Source organism: Geomicrobium sediminis, assembly GCF_016908595.1.
Lineage (GTDB): Bacteria > Bacillota > Bacilli > Bacillales > Marinococcaceae > Geomicrobium_A > Geomicrobium_A sediminis.
Genome location: NZ_JAFBEC010000014.1, coordinates 20,397 through 42,372 on the forward strand (window position 1 = coordinate 20,397; position 21,976 = coordinate 42,372).

Consider the following 21,976-nt stretch of genomic DNA (forward strand, 5'->3'; position numbering starts at 1 on the left):
ATATAATAGTAATTCAATTCAGAAAATTAAAAAGGGGGCATATCATGATTAAATTCCCATTGCGAATCAGCTTTTTGGTAGCGCTTACATCGTCATTTGTTTTAGCTAGTTGTGGCATCGATTCTGCCAGTGATGACTTGGACACTTCCGAGGGCGAATCACCGACTGGCGCAGAGACGATTGATGAAGAAGACGTAGAACCCGACGAAACAGAAGGTTCATCCGAAAACAATGAAGATGTCATTACGATTGAAGTGGGACACGTTGCTCCACCGAATGAAGCGTATTCCATCGGCATGGAAGCATTTGCCGAACAATTGCTAGAAGAGACCGATGGTAGCATCGAGCTTTCCATTTACGGTGGGGGCCAGCTCGGTGGCGAGCGGGATATGGTTGAACAAATTACGTTTGGTACGTTAGACATGGGGCTAATCACTTCAGGTCCCGTCGGCAATTTTGTACCTGAACTAGCGGTATTAGAAATGCCTTTTCTGTTCGAAAGTACCGATCATGTATATGAAACCGTTGACGGTGAAATCGGCGATGAGTTACTAGGATATATGGAGAACGCCAACATGGTTGGACTCGGAATTTGGGAAAACGGTTTCCGTCATTTCTCGAACGATTCGCATCCAATTGTACATCCTGATGATTTATCAGGTCTCACAATGCGTACGATTGAAAATGATATGCATGTTGATACGTACAATGCATTAGGCGCGTCACCAACTCCAATTGCTTGGCCAGAAACGTACTCTTCAATTCAACAAGGAATTGTAGATGGTCTTGATACGTCTTACGGGGTATTTGAAAGTGGGAATCTATTTGAAGTTCAAGACTACTATACTGAAACAAATCTCTATTATGCATCCGCTTACTTAATTATGAATCAAGACCGATTCGACTCGTTACCTGAAGATCTACAAGATACATTACAGACGTTAGGTCGTTCGTTTGCTAGTGAACAGCGAGCAATTAATCAAGATATGGAAGTCGAACAAAAACAACATATGATTGATGAAGGCATGGAAATTGTTGATCATTCAGAAGTCGATATTGAAGCGTTTCGTGAATCGGTTCAATCTGTGTACGATCGCCATGCTGATTCCTTTGGGGACTATGTTGAGCGCATTACGAATCTAAACCGTTGACTATAGAAGGTAGGGATCAGATTGTGGCACAAAATCATCACAAAAATCAATCGCATCGTTGAAAATATAACTGCTCTCTTGCTTGCACTCATGGTGCTCGCTGTTTTCGTGCAGATCGTTAGCCGAGCGTTATTTAATATGTCGTTTCCTTGGACCGAAGAACTTGCCCGCTACCTAATGATTTGGGTGACGTTTCTCGGTGCTAGTTTTGCTTTTCAATATGGTGCACATATTAGTATCGAGGCTTTCGTTTCGAGACTAAAACAACAATGGTCGCAAATTCTTCATGTCATTGTAGCTATTGTCTGTACAGCTTTCTTTTTCATCTTAATCGTAAAGGGAATCGAAATGATGGACCGCTCTATGATTCAGCGATCCGCAGCACTCGGCATTCCTATGGGCTATGTATATAGTGTCATCCCTATAAGCGGTTGTTTAATGATTCTTAACCTCATTGACGTCACTATGAAAGCACTTAAGCAGCCAGAACAAACCGATTCAACAAAGAAGGGCATCGAAGGGGTGGAATAAATGGTTATCCTTTTATTTGTCGCACTATTCGTATTATTCCTGATCAACGTCCCAATTGCGATTGCCCTCGGCCTTGCATCTGTCATCGTCTTCATTGCAAGTGGACAAACCGACTTAATTACGTTACCTCAACGAATGTTCGCAGCGTTAGACTCGTTTCCATTAATGGCTGCACCTTTCTTCATTTTAGCTGGGAAGTTGATGGAACATGGTGGTATATCACAGCGGATCGTTGACTTTGCCAAAAGCCTTGTCGGACAATTTCGCGGAGGTTTAGCACACGTTGCAATCGTCTCTTGTTTAATCTTTGCTGCACTTTCAGGCTCAGCATCCGCAACGACCGCCGCAGTTGGTGCCATTTTAATCTCATCGATGGTTAAAAACGGTTATGACCGCAATTTCGCAGCAGCGGTTAATGCAGCCGGTGGAACGACAGGAATTATTATTCCACCTAGCGTACCATTAGTGTTGTACGGTGTTTCAGCGGGTACCTCGGTTGGTGCATTGTTCATCGCTGGAATTTTACCAGGCATTATGATTGGCTTGTCGTTAATGCTCGTCGCCTATATTATCTCTAGAATTAAAGGGTACGGAGCCGCTTCAGAACCAACGAACATCAGAAAAATCGGCACGTCATTTAAAGATGCTTTTCTCGCTTTACTAATGCCCATCATTATTTTAGGAGGTATTTACGGTGGCTTTTTTACACCGACCGAAGCCTCGGCAATCGCGGTTGTATATGGATTTTTGGTCGGTATTTTTGTATACAAGCAATTAACGCTTGGCGTTATGAGAAAAATACTCGTAGAATCTGCGGTCACTTCGTCAGTGATTATGTTCATCATCTCAACTGCAGCTTTATTTGGAATGATTTTAACACGAGAACAAGTTCCTCAATCGTTCGCAGGTCTGATTATGGACTCAGCGTTATCACCGATTATGATTATTTTGTTAATTAACGTTATGCTTTTATTAATCGGAACGTTTATGGAAACGATTGCGTCTGTTATCATTCTCACACCGATACTCCTTCCGATTGTTACTAGCATCGGTATGGACCCGGTGCACTTTGGTATCATTATGATCGTTAACTTATCGATCGGTTTGATTACCCCACCGGTTGGTGTATCGTTATTTGTTGCGGCACAAGTCGGAGAAACGAAATTCGAAGGTGTCGTACGAGCGGTTACACCATTTCTCTTAATGATGATTATCAACGTGCTTATTGTCACGTTCTTCCCTTTCCTAAGCATGGGCTTACTGCAGTTACGGCAATAAAAAAACGATGAATGGCACTTTGGCCGTTCATCGTTTTGTATTATTGTTCATGAACGGTCGGCTTCTTAAGCGTTGCACCCACACGCTGTTTTTTGAGGAGTGGGTATAGCTTTAAGAATACAGGCACAAAAACCGCACCGACGACAATTCCTTTAATTAAGTTAAAAGGTAAAATACCACCTAACACCATCGTAAGCATCATACCGCTAGAAAGATCCATTCCAACGAGCCATACATATGCCGGTAAGAAGATAAAGTAATTTAATACACTAAGAATTACCGTTAAGGACACTGTACCGACACCAATTCCGAGTACGAGACTCTTCGTCGTACGGAAACGACGATAAATGTATGCAATCGGCAAAACGAACGCTAAACTTGCCATAAAGTTCGTAACCATACCAATTGGGTCGCCTGCTCCCATAAACAATGTGTACAATGCAATCTTAACCCCAGCAACTGCAATGCCTGCAACCGGTGAGAATAAAATCGCTGCTAAAAGAACTGGAATCTCACTAAAATCCAAACTCAAAAAGTTTGCCGGTAAAAACGGAATTGGGAAACTAATAAACATAAACGCAGTTCCCATCGCACCTAATATTGCGTAACTTACGAGCCGAAACGTCTTTGTTTGTTGATTCATAACTCATCTCTCCCTTCTTCGGTAAAAAAGGGATAACAGAGGCATCATTGTTTTGATGATAAAAACGAGAAAAGCCCCTTTGTTTAAAAACAAAGGGGCTTAAATATCAAAACAAATGATTCGCAAAATAAACATGTATCAACAATTGATACAAGCTTAGAATCGCAAACGATTCTCTGCAATCTTCTCCCATCCAGACTTTACTGTCGGCTCTGGAATTTCACCAGATCAACCACTTAAACATTTAAGCAGCTCACGGACTAATCACAACGATCGTGAATCACCGCCGGTCGGGAATTTCACCCTGCCCCGAAGACCAATTTATTTTATTATGTTTCTATCCTACTGCACTTTATTGATAACGTCAAGTCGTTTACTCGGATTTAATTCTTTTTTCTGAAAAGTCTTAGGCGCGCTCACAGGTTTAGTTTTCATCCAGATGGGTACCCTTTCTAAGACAAAAACGCGCAAGGAGGCATACATGCACATTCGATTTGGGTTTGTTTCTAACGCTTTACATCTCTACGAAGCATCCCCTGCAAAAACGATGACGTTCTCAAGATTCAAATCATTAGATCCAAAGGATGCTCTTTCACAATTACATGCGATTACCGAAGAAAACTTACGTCGCACTCGCCGCATTCTTCTTTACACTGTCGCACAACAAATTCCTTTATATCGTTTTTCTTCATCAATCGTTCCGCTTGCGACTCATTATGATGTCGATTTTGATTATATTACTCCTTTTAGGCACTTATACGAAGAAATTGGCGAAATTGTTAACTCAAATCAATTGCGGACGAGCTTCCACCCGAATCAATTTACACTATTCACAAGTCCAAAACAGCACGTCACCGATAACGCCATCAAAGATTTAACGTATCATTACGCATTAAGTAAAGCGATGAACCTTCATGAAGACATTCGCATAAACATCCATGTTGGTGGCACCTACAATGATCGATCTGAAGCGATCAAACGCTTTTCACACAATATCCAATCAATTCCTAAAGCGATTGCAAAACAGATGACATTTGAAAATGATGATATGATTGAAGCTAAAGCAAAAGACCGGGCTTGCCTCAAGCTAATTGAAGACATCACAAAGATTCGCGGATACAAGCGCCACTGTGGTGGTATAGTTTCACGATAAAAAAACTGCGACTGCACGAACGGGCGAACCGTCACCGTCTTTAATTTTAAGTGGTAGCCCAACGAACAAAAACGGTTCTAACTTAGGAAGACTCTCTAACGAGGCTAGATTTGTATAGGTCACAATTTGTTTCTTTAATAGCGCGCGCTCAAGCTTCTCGCTAATTTCACCACCAACAAATGGAGGATGGACCTTTACAATTTTTTCATAGTGATCAAGATCTACACAATCAGCAAAGATTAATCCTGTTTTTTCTGGAAATGGATGTCGTAGATCGATCCGTACAGCTTGACCGAGGAACTGCTGAAGAGGAATCTCACTTAATGTTAAGCCACTTTCATGCATATGTGAAAATGCATCCACATGTGTGCCCGTATGGCTACCCATTGTCAGTTGACGAACAACGTACTCATCTTCACTAAGCGTACAAACCGTATTGATTGTAACTTCTGGATCTCCAGGGTATACATCCATTCCATTATGAATGGTCTGACTTAAATCAATTACCTTCATGCTAATCCCCCAATACGGTGAAACGCCTCGCTGTGCGAGGCGTTTTTAGATGACATCGTATCCTTGATCTTCAATTTCTTCTACGATTGCTTGTTTCGAGATCGTTTTTTCGTTGTAGTCGACCCCTACTTGATGCTTGTTCAAATCTACATCAACACGTGTAACACCATCAAGTTGACCGACACTCGTCTCGATTGCTTGTACACAGTGATTACAAGACATTCCTTGTACCGAAAATGTGTCTTTCATATCGATCCCTCCTCTTCTCTATCGTACCATGGACAACACCGTGATCAAAAACCTTCCGCTTCTTATGTTCATTTCTTAACCTCTTATGTTCGTTCCTCGTTCTCTCATTCATTACTTATAATTAACTCCGGTACACTCACGTACCATTGTTAGTAACAAGACGTGAGGTGAACAAATATGATAACGATTGATCAAGTGTCAAAGTCTTACGGAAAGAAACAAGTCATTAAAAACGTATCACTTTCGATTCCAGAAGGTTCTTGCTTCGGTCTCGTTGGACCGAACGGAGCGGGCAAATCTACATTATTAAAGTTAATTACGATGATTCTGTCAGCGGATCACGGTGAAATTACGATTGCAGGTGAAAGTACGAAACGGAATTCTGCGAAAATCAAACAACAACTCGGTTACGTCCCTCAAGAAATCTGTTTAGAGGAAACGTTAACGGTCGAAGATAATTTAAAATTTTTCAGCCAAGTTTACAATGTTCCTTCCTCCATTCAAAAAGAGAGAATAGATCATGTTCTCAAAACGATTCAATTGGAAGATCGCAAAAAAACGATCGTCAAGCAATTGTCTGGCGGGATGCAGCGCCGTTTAAACATTGGATGCACGTTGCTCCACGATCCGTTGCTCTTGATTATGGATGAGCCAACTGTCGGTGTCGATCCTAACTCACGAAACGAAATCTATAACGTTGTCAAAACGTTAATCAAATCGAACAAAACCGTGATTTATAGTAGTCACTATATGGAAGAGATTGAGAAACTTTGTGACCTCGTATGTTTTCTCAATCAAGGAGAAGTAATTGATATGAATTCTCCACAAACGATTAAACAAAAAAACACGACAAAAGCCGTGGAAGTGTCCATTAAAACGAGTGACCTCAAACATTTTCAACATTTAGGAGAACCAAAAGAGAGTAAAAATGGCTATGTATTTCCTAGCGACGATCCATTACGACTCATTCATCAACTGACAGCAACAATGAAAGAACACCGCATTGACGTACACCATTTACAAATGGTGACCCCCTCTTTGGAAGACATCTACTTACAAAAAACAGGCCAGTCATTATCTGAGGAGGGTCAGTCATGAATGCACATTTTTCACTTGAGTTAAAGAAAATGCTCCGAGACAAAGGCTTGGTTTTTTGGACTTTATTGTTACCGATCTTCTTCATTGTCATTTTCGCATCCATTTTCGGCAATCAATCGAACACAACATCACTCTCACTCCATGTCGTTGTAACTGATTCCACGATGTTAACAGATCCGTTCATTGAACAGCTACAGCACATTGACACGATTGATTTTGAACAAATCGATTCAACCCATTCAACAAATGAACTTCTCGAAAGTGGCGACATTTCGACGTTACTTGAAATAAATGGAGAGCAGCTAACACTTCATTATGATGGTACACAAGAAGACACTGCTGGCGCTCTTTATGGCATCATTGACAATGTGTCCCAACAACTGCATTTACAAGCAAGCCAGCAAAACGTAAGTAATGCTGTTGGTGAGGATGTTTTCGCTGAAGAATGGTTTACAGCGCCGTTCCAACTTGAAGCAGTGACAATCGAGGACCAGTCTGTTGATGCAATTACACACATCGTGCCAGGTTACGCAGTTATGTTTACCTTTTTCATCTGTATATCAATGGTATCTTCACTTTTAAAAGATCTTCGTCAAGGTATGATTTCAAGACTTGCGACGAGTCCAAAACACCCGTTACATTATTTACTAGGAAAATGGTTTGCGTTTATCGTTGTTGTGATGTTGCAAATTGTCATTCTCCTTGGCTTTGGATGGCTCGTATACGATGTTCAGATTGGTCATCTTATGGCGATCTTCACACTCTCACTATTTCTTTCAATGACAGCAACTGCCATTGGTTTACTTATTAGCATGGCTGTTCGTTCAGAGAACTCTGGGATCGCCATTACACAAGTACTCGCTTTAGGAGGAGCAATCGTTTCTGGATTGTGGATGCCAATCGAGTTTATGCCAAATTTTGTCCAACAAGCGAGCGTTTTCTTCCCACAATATTGGGCTCATCAAGCATATTTAGAAGTCATGGCATCAAGTGGAACACTTGTGAATATTCTTCCTTCATTAGTGATATTGCTAGTGTTTACAATCATTTGCCTTGCAATCGCTCTCTTCCTTTACCCTCGTTTCCTCCGGGATGCGGCCTAACACGATAATACGATGGATATTCATCTTCTGCTCCGTTATACTGTTAGTAGAAGTTGCATGACAGGGAGGTTACGATGATGGATGAGGAAGTAGAAATGATGGAACACGAACATTCCAAACACCCTATTGAACCGAATGCTGATAAAGAACGTATGTTAAAGCGATTACGCCGTGTTGAAGGACAAATCCGCGGATTACAAAACATGGTCCAAGACGATCGCTATTGTGTAGATATATTAATTCAAATTAGCGCAGTTCAAGCTGCACTAAAGAAAGTCGGGTATTCGCTTTTAGAACACCACGCCAAGACGTGTGTTGTCCATGACATTAAAAACGGCAAAGAAGAAGAAACGTTAAATGAGCTCATGAAAGTCATTGATCAATACGCGAAGTCATAAAGAAAACCCTCTGCATGATGCAGAGGGTTTTCTTTATGACTTCATTTTTGAAACTAACGTACGATTATTGTCTCATAAATTGGCGTTCATCTTCGTTTAAACCACAAGCTCCACATTGAATTCGATTATGTGGTCCTTTATAAGGAAGGTGAAACGGATCAAGATCGCTTTGCTCATACGACTGAACAACGTCCCCGTTCTGAGGATCTAATTTCACCGCTTGCGGTGACTGTTCAATAATGTGAAAACGCGTTTTGTTCGTTTTACACGCTGGACATACGTAATGACTCATGAATCATTCCTCCTGTTTTCGTTAAGTTGTCCATAACGACGAATCTCTATCCCATTTGAATTAAAAAAGATCCGCTTTCTCCTCTTAATCACTAACAAACAAAACGTTATAGAGATGATGTACCCACAATAAAAAGTGACTACTGTGGCTACGCTTTTTGTAAACGTAGCCACAGTAGTCACTTTTTCAGTACATATCTTATCAGACAATCTGAGGACCAACCGGTCCTGCTTTTCATCACTCTGGTGCTACAACGACACCACAACCGATTCGATCACCCGAGTCTCCAGTTGAGCGTGTTTCTTCATCTGCACCTGGTGCGTCGCTTTCACTTGATTGGTAGCGATCTGGAATATTGGCGAAATTGTCCCGACCTTCATGAATAATTAATGATACATCGTTTTCTAATAATTGTTCTGGTGTAAATTGATCAAGCATAAATGTCGCTTGAGCGGTTCCATCTTCATTTACGTAAAGTGATGGCAAATCGCCTGTATGATGTCCATGATCATGGTCAGACAAAGAGAAATGACCACCTGCACTCATAAACGGACCTTCCTCTGCATCAACTTCGCACACACCATTTTCATGAATGTGGTACCCATGGAACCCTTCAGGTTTTAAACCTTCTACTTTCGTATGAACGACCGTTTTCCCTTGGCTATCTTGGTAAAAGTTCGCTTCACCAATTTGGTCATAATTCGTATTCACAACCTCTGCAACGGCAGTTGGTCTAAGCGGAGCGTGGTCTTGCTGTGTTGCGCTTACTTCATAAGCTTCTTCATTTTCAGGTGCACTTTCGTCATTTGCACAACCTACAATTAACATTGCAAGTAAAACGACTAAGAGCTTCTTCATAAAAACGCCTCCCGTTCGTATACTCGTATCCTTGACACAAACAGGTGGCGTCTATACATGCAAAACGAGTTATTGTTCAAAAGAATGGACTCGTTCTCCATGAATCCACGTGCTAACGAGCGTCGTTGTATAAAGAAACGGATGGCCCGTCCAAATAACAACGTCTGCATCCATTCCCGAATGTAACTCACCGACTTGGTCTTCTAACCCTAAATGCCTTGCAGCGTTAGACGTAATCGCACGAAACGCAGCGCTTTGTTTTAGACCCGCTTTTACTGCCTCACTTGCACTTTGAACTAAATAATTAATGGCTATGACAGGATGATCTGTGGTGATCGCATAGTTCATGTTGCGAAGTTCAAACTCCATCACAGTTTGCCAACCTTTGTTTTTCGTTTCTACTTTAGATTTAGGTGACATCGTCGGACCTACAGAAATAGAAACACCTTGTTCTTTCAAGAAGTCTGGAATGTAATGACCTTCTGTCCCGTGTTCAAGCGTTAACTTAAACCCAAACTCTTTTTGTAAACGCAGCGCTGTAATAATGTCATCTGCTCGATGAGCGTGTATTCGAAACGGTATTTCCTTACGAAGAACTTTAGCAAGTTGTTCATAGCCTAAATGAACGTCTGCGTTGCCTTGTTTTCGTTTTTCTATGTAATCGATCGCTCCATAAAGTTGCTCACGAAAAACTGCTGCAACACCCATACGTGTAATTGGACGTTTTCCTTTGCCTCCATACACACCTTTAGGATTTTCTCCTAAAGCTGCTTTCATTCCAGACGGAGACTGAATGACCATTTCATCTAAGATCTCCCCTGCCGTCTTCATCGTAAACATTTCTCCACCTATGACATTTGCACTTCCTGGTAATACTTGAACTGTCGTGACGCCAGATGCTAATGCATGCAGAAAACCTTCTTCACGTGGATTGCACCCGTCAAGCGCTCGGATTTCTGGGGTGGCAGGGTGACTCGTCTCATTAAAGTCAGCACCTTCCTTACCAATTCCTTGTTCGCTAACCCCTAAGTGCGTATGAACATCAATCAAACCTGGTGTTATGTAGCCGCCTCGTACATCGATCTTTGTGGAGTCTTCAGGAATCGTATCTTCGCCTACAATATCAACAATTTTGCCTCGATCAATGAGTAAAGCCGAGTCATGAACTTCGGTTCCATCCCCTTTTAAAATCGTTCCATTATAAAAAGCTTTCATATCATCGCCTCCTCTATTATCTAACAATAACAAAAAATTCCCTCAATGAGGGAATTTCTGACGATTAATTTGCGATATTTAATTGCAATTCCTCTTCTAGCATTTCTGCAATGTAACGAAACTCTTGGTCAGTGTCTTTTCCTGTTAATACTGTATAATAGTTCAATGCTTCCATTATTTTTAGTAGTTGGTCTGCCCGTGTTTCTTTATCCATAACCAGTCCCCTTTCCCCTTTTCAGCATCATCCTATCACATAGACCAAATCGACTTCTACATATTTGACAAAAAATGTCTGTATATTTATCATTTATACAACTTTCAACAAAATAGAAATCATCCTGAGGAACTGAAGAACAACACACATTAAAAAACCGCATTCTGCTACTAGTAGCAGAATGCGGTTACGTTATTATACTCAAAACGAGTTATAGATTCACTTATGGTGTCCCGTACTGGGCTCGAACCAGTGACCTCCACCCTGTCAAGGTGGCGCTCTCCCAACTGAGCTAACGGAACATTATCAGCGACAACTATATTATATGATAGTTTCTAAACACTGTCAACATCTTCCTCCCATAAAAACAGGTCATTATTACTGGTTTGTTTTCATAGGTATAAGGGTACTTTTCAATAAGGCCAAAACGCCAGGAGGTACGCAATGCTTTGGACAATCATTCTCGTGATTATCGTATTATGGCTATTAGGCTTTATCGCTGATGTTGCAGGCAACCTTATTCACATTTTACTCGTCGTTGCACTCGTTATTTTTATATTTCAATTATTAACAGGACGAAGGTAAAGAAAGACCGTCAAAATTGACGGTCTTTCTTTATGAGAACCTTCCACCTTTTTTCTTTTTCAATTGGTTCATTTTAGCAGAGATTCTTGCTTTTTGATTTGCGGTTTCTTCTTGATTAATTGCAATGTCTACAATTTGATCGTTCGTAATTTGAACGTCAAGAACTGTACCATCTGTAGCTCCTTCAGGTAACTCATTTGCTTTTACATGATATTCTTGTTCACTCTTCCCGACTAATAAGACTGCAATCCCGTCTTCAATACGATCTAGAACAGCACGCTTTTCTGTAATCGCTCATCCCTCCTAATCATCAAAGCAAGCCAACCCTTGTTGCTCAATCGATGTAAGGTGTTCCTGTCCAATTCCTTCAATCCGAAGAAAATCTTCATAAGATGTGAAAGGTCGCAAGTTTAGAATCTGTTCTGCTCTTGCAGGGCCGATTTGGCTAATTTCTTGTAGCTCTTCAACAGTCGCACGATTCACAGCTACCATACCAGCGTAACACGTACCTGCGTCTTTTTCTTCACTTGCTTTTACCGAATAATCACGACCGTTTGTCTTTACGACGATATTGCCTGAAACGTCTGTTCCATACACATTTGTACCAATCGCCTCTAGACGATTTAACACGTCATCGTGTGGATGGTCAAATGGATTTCCTTCACCTGCAGAATAGATCGCTAAACTCGGTTCCACTGCATTAAGAAACGCTTCACTATTGGATGAGCTTGAACCGTGATGTGATACTTTGAGTACATCACTTTGTAAGGTAACATCACGTTTTAGAAGTTCATTTTCTGCCCCTTCTTCAATGTCACCTGTAAATAAAAAACTTTGGTCACCATAAGCGACTTTAATGACGAGCGAGTTATTATTTTTGTGTTCTGTAAGTGTTTCAGGATGGAGTACGGTAAACGTTGCATTCCCGTAAATTTCTGAGTCACCGTGTCTCGGTTCTTCGTAGGTAACATCTGCATTAAGGATTGCATCTACAACTCGTTCAAATGTCGCAGTCGTGTGGTCATCCCCGTTCATCCATATTTCTTTTACATTAAATCCTTCAATAATTTTATCCATTTGTCCGATGTGGTCAGCATGAACGTGGGAGCCGATTAATAAATCAATTTCGTTTACGTTTTGTTCTTCTAAATAATCAACTACATCCGTTTGATCGTGTCTACCTGTATCAATGAGTGCTGTGAAATCTTCCGAATGCAAAAGTGTCGCATCTCCTTGACCGACATCAATATAATGAATGTACAAATCCGGCAATTCATATTGCCCTCGGTTTGGATAACGTTCATCACCATCATCATAGGCAGAATTCAAATTCAAGTATTGCAAGCGACCTAGTTCATCATCAGGGATTACATCTGGTGATGCTTCTTGACAACCTGCAGCTGTCATTAAGACGAGCAGAAAAAATAGGAATACAATTCGTTTCATCATCTCACCCTTCTCGTTTTTGTTAGTGTTTTCTTGCGAGAAGTGGTTTATCCTCATAGGTGACAAACGTTAACAGGGAACATTTCCCGCTACTTCAGACGATTCTTTTGATTCATCAGTTCTTGGAACTTCTGATCTAATAATGCTTTTTCCTCTTCATCAACTGTTGTCGCAAGTCGACTTAACGTTTCTGTAATTTGCAAGTCTAATTGCATGTGGTCCATTGTCTCTGGCTCTTGTGTAGTTTCTACGTGCTTCACATCTTTTACCCTTGCTTCATCTTTACTTAAATCGAGCGTATGACTCGCAACTTCATCAATAAATTGGCGATCATGAGTGACAAAAATGATTGTACCTGGGAAAGCGATTAATAATTCTATAAGCTCTTCTTTGGCAGCGTAATCAAGGTAGTTCGTTGGCTCATCTAGAAACAAAACGTTGTGCTCACCGAGTAACGTCATAATGAGTGACAACTTTACCCGCTCACCGCCACTTAGGTAAGCGGCTCGTTGATGCACCTCATCACCACGAAATTGTAGTCGAGCCAATACCGTACGTACAAAAGACTCTTCATAGGGACTATGATCTAGCGCATTTTCTAAAATCGTACGAGCCCCATCAACCTGTTCTTGATGCTGATCAAAATAACCGATATTCGCCGCTTTACTAACCGAAAAGCGTGTTCGGTCTTTATACATGTTACGCAGTAACGTCGTCTTCCCACTTCCATTTTCACCAATAATTGCTAGTTTATCTCCACGTTGAACATGACCTGATAGCTTTTTAGCTACATTCTGATTTGGAATTATCAATTGCTGATCTTGAAATTGCAACACGTATTTTGCATTTAGTGGCGTAAACTGCGCAGCATTAAAGACAAGCAATGCTTCAGTTTTAGGTTTTTCTTTCACTTCTAATTGCTGTATTCTTGAATCGATTGCTTTTCCTGCCCGATTTAGCTTCGCTTTCGTTTCACCAGCGCTACGCTTATGCAAGCGCGCCTCTGAATTCCCCATCCGTGAAGGAGCTTTTTTTACAGAAGCCGACTTTTTCTTTACTCCTTCAATTGATTGTTGCAGCCGCTTCTTTTCTTTTACATATTGCTCATATTGAAAAGCTTGCTCGTCAACCCTCTCGCGTTTTTGTTTTTTGTACGCATCATAATTGCCCGTAAATGCCGTCAACTTCCCATCGTCTAATTCCCAAATCGTCGTGCAAACATTATTTAAAAACGCGATATCATGCGACGTAACGATAACGGTACGAGATTCATTAACGATTTGTTCTTCTAATTGTTCAATGCCAGTTACATCAAGATGGCTTGTCGGTTCATCCATAATGAGAAGTTCTGCCTCCGTTGCAAACGCATGTGCGATCTTCAAACGAGTCTTCTCCCCACCACTGTTTGGCGTCTGCGGTACATTCCACAAATGTCTTTCTTTGTGCTCAGCTTCCAAACTAGGCAGATCATCTTCTTGAGGTACAAAAGCGGACGTACCTTTAAGAATCACTTCACCTTGGTCAACGTATTTCATGTTGGCTAGCACTTGTAATAAAGTCGTCTTTCCAACACCATTCTTGCCGACCAACCCGATTCGTTCACCTTCATATACGTGCAACTGTTCAATTGAGAATAATGATTTCCCTTTGACTGAGTAACTTAAATGATTTGCTCTTAATAACAAAAAATCCCTCCAGCGTTGTCTAGAGAGAGTTTAATCCATTATAAACGTACACGAATAAAACAAACGCATAATCACGTTTGAATTCATTTTCTTTCGCTTTATTGGAAAGGGTACATTTGGGCAGACTAGTCCTATCTCTAGACATGATTCATACATATTTGTATTACTATTGTCTGTTTGTAATAGAATTAGTTCCACATTCGACGTTGTACCTTTCCTTTCTTAGATTTAGCTAAAGCATGCCATACTCCTAATTTATTGTCAACGGTTCTTCAAAATCATCACAAGTCTCGTTAAGTGCATCGCAACGATTAACGCGTATGCAACGAGCATAACTACATCTAACACGAGTGGATTGTCAAAATCGACATAAAGAAGGATGAGCACCAACCCTCCGAATACGATAAATACATTAAACAATCCAAACCGATTTAACACATCCATGAAACGTCTCCTCACCCAATTCTTTGAAAAATAACAACTGTTCCCACAACGAGAATAAAAAAAGCTACGAGCAACACGAAATTCATGTTCAAGAAATGCTCCTCCTTCATTCACTGCTATATCTACTACTTTATCGAACAAGCCAATAAAAACGTAGTCATTTGTCTTGCGTAATTCTTACAGTTTTGTAACAAAGTAAAAACGCACACATCACGTGTACGCTTACTTTTCAAGTTGCCTCGTTTGAAATGCTTGCTTTATTTGGTCTGCCTCTTCTTGTAATCGTTTAAGTTCGTTCCTGATGTCGTGAATTTCGTATTCCAAAGCGTATAACTCCCAAGTCAATACGACCACACTGATCCTCCTTGATTTCTGGCTCAGTATATATTATACGCTTGTAAACAAATTGTAAAAAGATGTAATTAGTTTGAATTCGAAATGTTAAACTATCATACGTTTGTAACATTAGCAACCAAAAGTCTGTATAATACTGCTGAAATTCATAGTCTCTAGCTTGTTTTAGGAATAAGGACTTGCTTTGCAATTTCTTTCCCTATTTCTAAAGATGCAGTTGCAGCAGGGGATGGTGCGTTGCAAACATGAAGTGAACGCTTCCCATTCACTAAATGAAAATCATCAACCATTTTTCCTTCAACTGTGAGTGCTTGTGCACGAACCCCACTTGGCGCTTTAACGAGATCTTCTTTTTGCACCTCTGGAATAAGACGTTGCAAGCTTTTTACGAACTCATCTTTGTTGTAGGAACGAACCATTTCACCGATGCCCGTTTTCATATATTTGCGGGCAATTCGCCAAAAGCCTCCGTATGTTAACACTTCAGACAAGTCTTTCGCGTTAAAGTCCGTCTTGTTATACCCTTCGCGTTTAAACGACAAAACAGCATTTGGTCCTGCATCAACTTCTCCATCAATCATACGCGTAAAGTGAACCCCTAAAAACGGAAACTCTGGGTTAGGTACAGGATAAATGAGATTATTAACGAGGTAACGCTTCTCGGGCTTCAACTTATAGTACTCTCCACGAAATGGCACGATCTTCATATCTAAATGATACCCCGCCATCTTGGCAATACGATCACTTTGAAGTCCCGCACAATTAATGAGGTAATGAGAATGATACGTTTTGTTGTTCGTTCTAACCGTAACAGACTGATTACATTCTACAATGGATGTCACTTCTTCACTTAGGTGAATGGCGCCACCGCTAACTCTAAGTAATTCTGCTAATTTCTCAGATACGTGTTTGTAGCTAACGATTCCAGCCGTTGGAACACGAATAGCTTTAATACCATTAACGTGAGGTTCGATCTCTTTTAATTGCTTTTCATCTAGGAGTTCAACATCAAGACCGTTCGTTCTTCCTCGCTCATATAGATTCTCTAAATTTGTTAACTCAGATTCATCTGTTGCGACAATGACTTTGCCACATATATCCACATCTACGTCATGTTCTTGACAAAATGCACGCATTGACTCGCTACCAGCTTTTGCGAACTTTGCTTTATAGCTGCCAGGTTTGTAATAAATACCTGAATGGATGACACCACTGTTATGACCAGTTTGGTGTGAGGCTACTTCTTTTTCTTTTTCGATGACTTGAACCTTTAAGTTAGGATTGTTGTTTAGAAGGTTGTAAGCAACGCTTAAACCGACAATTCCTCCCCCAATAATTGTGTAATCATGCATGTTATCCCTCTCCTATAAACAAGATTCTGCGATGACTTCAACGAGGTGTTTCACTTGAATTTGATGACTCATTCCTTCACGCTCAACACCCATTTTCATTTGTAAATGACACCCTGGATTTGTCGTAATAATCAAATTCGGTTTCGCACTGACGACCGCTGGCATTTTGTAATCTAAAATGTCCATTGACGCTTCGTAGTTCACGATGTTGTAGATCCCTGCTGAACCACAACAAAGGTCTTGTTTGTCCATTGGCACATAATTTAAGCCAGGGACTTTAGCGATTAACTCCAACGGTGCATCGACATTTTTTTGAACATGAGTCATGTGACAAGACGGTTGATAGACAGCTGTATGATGAACGTGGTGATTATATGTTAAATTGCTTTGTGCCAACACCATAGAAATGTCCGCATGTTTTTTAGAAAATCGTTCTGCACGTTCTTTCCAAGCGGGTTCATCTTTAAGCAGATGATCATACTCAACGAGCATCGCACCACAGCCACCGATACTTGACACGATGTAATCAAACGATCCGCTTTCAAAAGCTTCAATGTTTTTCTTTGCTAACTGACGTGCCGTTTTAAGATCTCCACCATGCGACTGAAGCGCACCGCAACACGATTGGTCTTTGACAACCGTTACATGAACACCAGCTTTTCGTAACAGTTGAATGGCTTGGTCATTAATCGTCGAAAACATCGTATCCATTAAGCAGCCGAGAAAATACGCGACTTTAACGGTTCCCTGTGGTGCGTCTTCTTCGTAAGCTTTCTTTTCTTTAGAACGCTCCGCCATCGGTATAATTGATTCAAAAGCTACCATTCCTTTAGGAAGTACTACATTCAAAATACCCGTTTTTCGTGCAACAAATTGCAAAGGTAGTCGTTGATAAGACAATAAGCCGAACTTTGCTATTGCAAGCATAGATGAATGAGGAAGTAGCTTTTCAAAGAGTGCGCTTTCGATGAACCGTTCACGTTTTGAACGTTTCGTTTCTATGCGCAAAACTTCTTTTGCTGACTCTAAGATCGATCCATATTGAACATTGGTCGGACATGCGGTTTCGCATGCACGGCAGCCGAGACACATGTCAATCGGCTCTTTTAAATCGTCGTAACTAATCTTTCCTTCAGCTGCCATTTTCACGAGATTTATTCGCCCTCTTGGACTATGCGTTTCTTTGTTCATCGTTTGATACGTCGGGCAAGCAGGCAAACAGTATCCGCATTGAACACAATCAAACGTCTCTTGATAGGCAAGTCGTTTATCAACCATCGCGTAACACCAACTTCTGGCCTTTTTCAGGAAAAATCTTTCCTGGGTTTAAGATGTTATTCGGATCAAAGCTCTCCTTTACTGTCTTCATCATTGCTAAACCTTTTGCTCCGAGTTCCATTTCCATAAACGGTGCTTTCATCGTGCCAATTCCGTGCTCTCCAGATAATGTGCCACCGAGTTCAATCGCAGCTTCAAAGATCTCTCCTACAGCTTTTTCTACACGTTTCATCTCTTCTTCATCGCGAACATCAGCAATAATATTCGGATGAAGATTGCCATCTCCAGCATGTCCAAACACAACAAGATCGATGTTATTCGCGTTTTTAATCTCTTTTAAAATACGAAACATCTCTGGAATCTTACTTCTTGGAACGGTCGCATCTTCTGAGATTTTCGTAGGTTTCACTTGCACAATCGCAGGAGAAACGAGTTTTCTTGCTTGCCAAAACTTACTCGCTTCTTCAGCGCTTTTCGCAATTTGTACTTCCCTAGCCCCATTCTTCAAACAACACCCTCGCACTTGCTCAGCTTCTTCTTCAATGGCTAGTGGGTGTCCGTCAATCTCAATTAAGAGTAGTGCCTCAACATCAATCGGCAGCCCTGTCGGTTGATAAGCTTCGACAGCTTTTATTGAAGCTTGATCCATAATCTCAAGCTTTGAAGGGGTAATGCCTTCACGTAAGATCGCACTAATTGCTTTTCCAGAATCAATGAGATCGTCAAATAAAACGAGCATCGTTTTATTTGCTTTTGGACGTGGGACAAGTTTCAGTGTTGCTTCTGTAATAACAGCAAGTGTGCCTTCTGAACCGACAATTAGTTTCGTTAAATCATAGCCGGTGACGTTTTTGACCGTTTGACCTCCGGTACGAATAATATCACCATTTGCGGTGACAATTTCTAGGCCAAGTACGTAGTCTTTCGTTACACCGTACTTTAAACCTCTCGGTCCACCAGCATTTTCGGCGAGGTTGCCTCCAATTGTAGAGACATTCATGCTACTCGGATCTGGGGGATACATCATTGAAAAAGCTTTTGCAGCTTCATCGATATGACCCGTAATCACCCCTGGGGAAACGACTGCAATCATATCATCAGGATAAATTTCTAATCGATCGTCCCATTGAGAGAAATCTAACACGACGCCACCATACACCGGAATTGGGCCACCACTTAACGATGTCCCCTGGCCTCTTGGATACACAGGAACATGTAATTCATTCGCGAGTGTAACAATCTCTGAAACTTCTTCTGTAGCTGTCGGTTGTATGACAACTTCAGGGATGTGATGTCCGAACGATGCGTCATAAGCATATGACGCACGATCAGACAGTGACGTTAAAATCCGACTTTCATTAATGAGCTGTTTCGCTCGTAACCTTTGAACGAGTTCTGTTGCGTTACGGTTCTCATTCATCCTATATTCATCCTTTTTTAATCCAGACTCTTATCACCTAGTTTTTTACGAACATTCGTAATGTGTATATTCATTGCTTCTCTAGCACCTGATGCATCTTTTTTTTGTATAGCTAGAAATACGTTTTCGTGTTCTTTATAAACGTCTCTACGCTTCTCGGTTTTTCCAATATTAAATCGAAGGGAATACTCAATCGCTTGATTTAACAACTCCCCGATGTTTTCAAGTGATGACACGAGAAAGGGGTTCTTTGATGCACGTACAATTTCATAGTGAAAATGCGTATCCGCTTCACTACCAATGACCGTTTCATCTTGAACCGTTTCTTTAAATTGTAATAAGGCGGTTTCTAAGCGAATGAGATCACGTTCATTCGCACGAGTCGCCGCTAGTGCCGCCGCTTCTGTTTCAATGATGTGACGCATTTCTAGGAGAGAATGTACTTCCTCCATAGAAATGAGCCCCATTTTCAAATTCGAGAGCATATCGACGAGCTTTACATCTTTCACCCATCTGCCGCCACCTTGTTTCGATTCAATAACGCCTGCTGCGGTTAACACGCTTAATGCTTCACGAATCGGTGAACGACTGACTTGAAATAAGTCAGAAAGTTCTTGTTCAGAAGGTAGTTTAACCCCTCGACGATACGGTTCTTTCTGAATCATTTCTTTTAATTGTTCTAACACTTGTTGTGAAATGTGTTTACGCTCGATAAACACTTTGCTCATTTGATCACACCTTTTAGGAGGTCATGTTTACTGCTGCCTCACGTTTTGAACGCATCATATGCCAAGCCATCGTTAATCCAATTAGAATAAATCCGATGACATTCGTCATCATACCTGGAGCAATTAAAAGAATTGCACCAACGAAGAAAGTAATTTTTTCTATTAATTGCAAATCCGTTGATAGATAGCCACTTAAAGCGACAGCCATCGCGAACACTCCGATTACACATGTCACAACCGTGGTTGTAACTGTCAGAGCATTCACTGAGTGTGTACTCGTCTCTTGTAAGACCATCACTGGGTTGTACGCAATCATAAACGGAATGATAAACCCTGGTAAAGCTAACTTTACAGATGTCCAAGACGTCTTCATTGCATCTGCACCTGCAATACCCGCTGCTGTGTAAGAAGCCAGTGCTACCGGCGGTGTAATATTTGAAAGTGCACCGAACCAGAATACGAAGAAATGCGCTGCAATTGGGTTAATGCCCATTTCAATAAGTGCTGGTGCTGCAGTTACAGCAACGACGATGTATAGAGCTGTAGAAGGAAGACCCATACTTAATACGATACACGTTACCATGACGAGTAATAACGCAATCCAAAGCATGCCGTTTGCTACATTTAAGACGTTGTATGCAATCGCTGATCCAAGTCCTGACATTGTGACAACAGCGATAATAATTCCGATGGACGCACACGCAAGCCCTACCTGAACAGAACTTTTAGCCCCGCCAATAAACGCTTCTTTAACTTTCGATATGTTTACTCGTGTTTCTTTATCTTTCGTTAACCAACTTGCAACAATTACTGAAATAATCCCAGCAAAGCCTGCAAATAACGGTGTATACCCTGCAAGTAACGTCCCAATTACGATGAGAATCGGAAATAGCAAAACTCCTCGTTCTTTTAACACCGTCCACACTTGTGGTATAGAGTCTTTACTCATCCCTTTTAACCCTTGCTTCTTCGCTTCTAAATCAATCGCAAACACGAGGGCAATAAAATACAAGAATGTCGGAATAATTGCCGCAAAAACAACGGTTGCATACGGCACCCCAAGAAACCCTGCCATAATAAATGCCGCTGCACCCATGATCGGAGGCATCATCATACCACCTGTTGATGCCGTCGCTTCAACGGCTGCCGCGTAGTTACGCTTTAAACCAACTTGCTTCATTAAAGGAATTGTAAACGCACCTGTTGTTGCAACGTTTGCCACTGCACTACCATTTAATGAACCAGTTAATGCACTAGAAATAACAGCCACTTGAGCAGGTCCACCACGTCGTTGACCAGCAACTGCAATGGCTAAGTCATTAAATAACTTCGAAGCTCCACTAACACTTAAAAATGCTCCAAACAAAATAAAGATTACGATATACGTAGAGGCAATTGACAACGTTAACCCAAAGACCCCTTCTGTTGTCATGTACACTCTATAAAGCAAACGTTCAATGCTGAACCCTGCATGACCGAACATCCCTGGAAAATAAGGACCAAAAACAGCATAAATCATCGCCGCGCCAGCTAGAATTGGAATGAACGTTCCGAGTGTTCTTCTTGACGCTTCAAGTAGTAGAAGTACTGTAATAATTGCAAAAACATAATCAATTGGAATCGCTTGTGAAACGCGATCAATATGGATCGTCGTATAGAAAATTAAAATATAACCTGTTCCTATTATACTAATAATTGCTAGCGCAAGGTCGATTTTTGTGAATCTTTTCATATTTCCTTTTTTACGAGCTGGATACAACAAAAACGCTAAAATTAGTAATAATGCCAAGAAGATAATGTTTCGGTAAATCTCTTGAATGTTCATTAAACTATTTACGTAAATGGCGAACCCAGATAAAAGTATTGCAATAACAGCCATCGTTTTGTATTGCCAACCTTTTAATTGTCTTCCCATCATTGCTTGGTCTTGCTCAACGTCCTTTTCTTTAACTTCAGTCGCATCATTTACAGCCATCACATGTCCCCCT

General features: G+C 41.0%; 25 protein-coding genes, 1 tRNA gene and 1 riboswitch. Of the genes, 8 read left to right on the top strand and 18 right to left on the bottom strand.

Annotation, left to right across the window (positions count from 1 at the left end):
• Positions 1 to 44 precede the first annotated feature (44 nt).
• From dctP to JOD17_RS17880, 3 genes are read left to right on the top strand one after another with little or no spacing between them, the layout of a single operon-like run.
• Positions 45 to 1,151 carry a TRAP transporter substrate-binding protein DctP gene (gene dctP, locus JOD17_RS17870; protein WP_204699383.1) on the top strand — a complete coding sequence of 369 codons (1,107 nt, stop codon included), beginning with the start codon at positions 45 to 47 and terminating at the stop codon, positions 1,149 to 1,151.
• 21 nt (positions 1,152 to 1,172) lie between these two features.
• The gene (locus JOD17_RS17875) at positions 1,173 to 1,682 is read left to right on the top strand and encodes a TRAP transporter small permease (RefSeq protein WP_204699384.1); all 510 of its coding nucleotides are present in this window, start codon (positions 1,173 to 1,175) and stop codon (positions 1,680 to 1,682) included.
• Entirely contained in the window at positions 1,683 to 2,960 is a 1,278-nt protein-coding gene (locus tag JOD17_RS17880) for a TRAP transporter large permease (protein WP_204699385.1), read from the top strand. It abuts the gene before it with no gap.
• A 40-nt stretch (positions 2,961 to 3,000) separates the two neighbouring features.
• On the opposite strand, the gene JOD17_RS17885 is transcribed toward JOD17_RS17880, so the two are convergent.
• On the bottom strand, positions 3,001 to 3,603 hold the full coding sequence (locus JOD17_RS17885) for an ECF transporter S component (RefSeq protein WP_042359868.1): 603 nt from the start codon (positions 3,601 to 3,603) through the stop codon (positions 3,001 to 3,003).
• A gap of 177 nt (positions 3,604 to 3,780) precedes the next feature.
• Positions 3,781 to 3,924: riboswitch (FMN riboswitch) on the bottom strand.
• 160 nt (positions 3,925 to 4,084) lie between these two features.
• On the opposite strand from JOD17_RS17885, the gene uvsE reads away from it, so the two are divergent.
• Positions 4,085 to 4,756, top strand: coding sequence for a UV DNA damage repair endonuclease UvsE (gene uvsE / locus JOD17_RS17890; protein ID WP_204699387.1), 672 nt, complete (start codon positions 4,085 to 4,087; stop codon positions 4,754 to 4,756).
• Here uvsE and JOD17_RS17895 read toward each other — a convergent pair.
• Both JOD17_RS17895 and copZ read right to left on the bottom strand, forming a co-directional pair.
• Positions 4,748 to 5,269 (bottom strand): cyclase family protein, encoded by a 522-nt coding sequence (locus JOD17_RS17895; protein ID WP_204699389.1) that lies wholly within the window; start codon positions 5,267 to 5,269, stop codon positions 4,748 to 4,750. The two genes, uvsE and JOD17_RS17895, sit on opposite strands and share 9 nt — an antisense overlap.
• Positions 5,270 to 5,314: 45 nt before the next feature.
• Positions 5,315 to 5,518, bottom strand: a complete 204-nt coding sequence (gene copZ, locus JOD17_RS17900; protein WP_204699391.1) for a copper chaperone CopZ — start codon at positions 5,516 to 5,518, stop codon at positions 5,315 to 5,317.
• A gap of 177 nt (positions 5,519 to 5,695) precedes the next feature.
• On the opposite strand from copZ, the gene JOD17_RS17905 reads away from it, so the two are divergent.
• From JOD17_RS17905 to JOD17_RS17915, 3 genes are all read left to right on the top strand, one after another.
• Complete coding sequence (locus JOD17_RS17905; protein ID WP_204699392.1) at positions 5,696 to 6,616, top strand: ABC transporter ATP-binding protein; 921 nt, start codon at positions 5,696 to 5,698, stop codon at positions 6,614 to 6,616.
• Entirely contained in the window at positions 6,613 to 7,719 is a 1,107-nt protein-coding gene (locus JOD17_RS17910; RefSeq protein ID WP_204699393.1) for an ABC transporter permease, read from the top strand. Before JOD17_RS17905 ends, JOD17_RS17910 begins: the two co-directional genes overlap by 4 nt.
• 74 nt (positions 7,720 to 7,793) lie before the next feature.
• On the top strand, positions 7,794 to 8,117 hold the full coding sequence (locus JOD17_RS17915; protein WP_373902440.1) for a metal-sensing transcriptional repressor: 324 nt from the start codon (positions 7,794 to 7,796) through the stop codon (positions 8,115 to 8,117).
• Between the two features lie 64 nt (positions 8,118 to 8,181).
• On the opposite strand, the gene JOD17_RS17920 is transcribed toward JOD17_RS17915, so the two are convergent.
• The 5 genes from JOD17_RS17920 to JOD17_RS17940 form a co-directional block, all read right to left on the bottom strand.
• Positions 8,182 to 8,409 (bottom strand): hypothetical protein, encoded by a 228-nt coding sequence (locus tag JOD17_RS17920; protein WP_042359873.1) that lies wholly within the window; start codon positions 8,407 to 8,409, stop codon positions 8,182 to 8,184.
• A gap of 237 nt (positions 8,410 to 8,646) precedes the next feature.
• On the bottom strand, positions 8,647 to 9,267 hold the full coding sequence (locus JOD17_RS17925; RefSeq protein WP_042359874.1) for a superoxide dismutase family protein: 621 nt from the start codon (positions 9,265 to 9,267) through the stop codon (positions 8,647 to 8,649).
• A 69-nt stretch (positions 9,268 to 9,336) separates the two neighbouring features.
• Positions 9,337 to 10,482 carry an amidohydrolase gene (locus JOD17_RS17930; protein WP_204699394.1) on the bottom strand — a complete coding sequence of 382 codons (1,146 nt, stop codon included), beginning with the start codon at positions 10,480 to 10,482 and terminating at the stop codon, positions 9,337 to 9,339.
• 64 nt (positions 10,483 to 10,546) lie between these two features.
• The gene (locus tag JOD17_RS17935) at positions 10,547 to 10,696 is read right to left on the bottom strand and encodes a hypothetical protein (protein ID WP_204699395.1); all 150 of its coding nucleotides are present in this window, start codon (positions 10,694 to 10,696) and stop codon (positions 10,547 to 10,549) included.
• A 226-nt stretch (positions 10,697 to 10,922) separates the two neighbouring features.
• A tRNA-Val gene (locus JOD17_RS17940) sits at positions 10,923 to 10,998 on the bottom strand.
• A 142-nt stretch (positions 10,999 to 11,140) separates the two neighbouring features.
• Between JOD17_RS17940 and JOD17_RS17945 the strand changes: the two genes are divergently transcribed.
• Entirely contained in the window at positions 11,141 to 11,281 is a 141-nt protein-coding gene (locus tag JOD17_RS17945; RefSeq protein ID WP_152549339.1) for a lmo0937 family membrane protein, read from the top strand.
• 30 nt (positions 11,282 to 11,311) lie between these two features.
• Here JOD17_RS17945 and JOD17_RS21875 read toward each other — a convergent pair whose 3' ends face one another.
• The 10 genes from JOD17_RS21875 to JOD17_RS17990 form a co-directional block, all read right to left on the bottom strand.
• Positions 11,312 to 11,572, bottom strand: a complete 261-nt coding sequence (locus JOD17_RS21875) for a DUF3006 domain-containing protein (RefSeq protein WP_204699437.1) — start codon at positions 11,570 to 11,572, stop codon at positions 11,312 to 11,314.
• Between the two features lie 12 nt (positions 11,573 to 11,584).
• Positions 11,585 to 12,727, bottom strand: a complete 1,143-nt coding sequence (locus JOD17_RS17955; protein WP_204699396.1) for an MBL fold metallo-hydrolase — start codon at positions 12,725 to 12,727, stop codon at positions 11,585 to 11,587.
• Positions 12,728 to 12,816: 89 nt separating this feature from the next.
• Positions 12,817 to 14,412 (bottom strand): ribosomal protection-like ABC-F family protein, encoded by a 1,596-nt coding sequence (gene abc-f / locus JOD17_RS17960; RefSeq protein ID WP_204699397.1) that lies wholly within the window; start codon positions 14,410 to 14,412, stop codon positions 12,817 to 12,819.
• Between the two features lie 261 nt (positions 14,413 to 14,673).
• On the bottom strand, positions 14,674 to 14,856 hold the full coding sequence (locus JOD17_RS17965; RefSeq protein WP_204699398.1) for a hypothetical protein: 183 nt from the start codon (positions 14,854 to 14,856) through the stop codon (positions 14,674 to 14,676).
• A 222-nt stretch (positions 14,857 to 15,078) separates the two neighbouring features.
• The gene (locus JOD17_RS21625; RefSeq protein ID WP_255343347.1) at positions 15,079 to 15,210 is read right to left on the bottom strand and encodes a hypothetical protein; all 132 of its coding nucleotides are present in this window, start codon (positions 15,208 to 15,210) and stop codon (positions 15,079 to 15,081) included.
• Between the two features lie 155 nt (positions 15,211 to 15,365).
• Complete coding sequence (gene lhgO, locus JOD17_RS17970; protein ID WP_204699399.1) at positions 15,366 to 16,562, bottom strand: L-2-hydroxyglutarate oxidase; 1,197 nt, start codon at positions 16,560 to 16,562, stop codon at positions 15,366 to 15,368.
• A 12-nt stretch (positions 16,563 to 16,574) separates the two neighbouring features.
• Complete coding sequence (locus JOD17_RS17975; RefSeq protein ID WP_204699400.1) at positions 16,575 to 17,840, bottom strand: (Fe-S)-binding protein; 1,266 nt, start codon at positions 17,838 to 17,840, stop codon at positions 16,575 to 16,577.
• The gene (locus JOD17_RS17980; protein WP_204699401.1) at positions 17,833 to 19,260 is read right to left on the bottom strand and encodes an FAD-binding oxidoreductase; all 1,428 of its coding nucleotides are present in this window, start codon (positions 19,258 to 19,260) and stop codon (positions 17,833 to 17,835) included. The genes JOD17_RS17975 and JOD17_RS17980 overlap by 8 nt, the downstream gene beginning before the upstream one ends.
• 17 nt (positions 19,261 to 19,277) lie before the next feature.
• Positions 19,278 to 19,988 (bottom strand): FadR/GntR family transcriptional regulator, encoded by a 711-nt coding sequence (locus JOD17_RS17985; protein ID WP_204699403.1) that lies wholly within the window; start codon positions 19,986 to 19,988, stop codon positions 19,278 to 19,280.
• Between the two features lie 13 nt (positions 19,989 to 20,001).
• Positions 20,002 to 21,963, bottom strand: a complete 1,962-nt coding sequence (locus JOD17_RS17990; protein ID WP_204699405.1) for a TRAP transporter permease — start codon at positions 21,961 to 21,963, stop codon at positions 20,002 to 20,004.
• Positions 21,964 to 21,976: the final 13 nt, after the last annotated feature.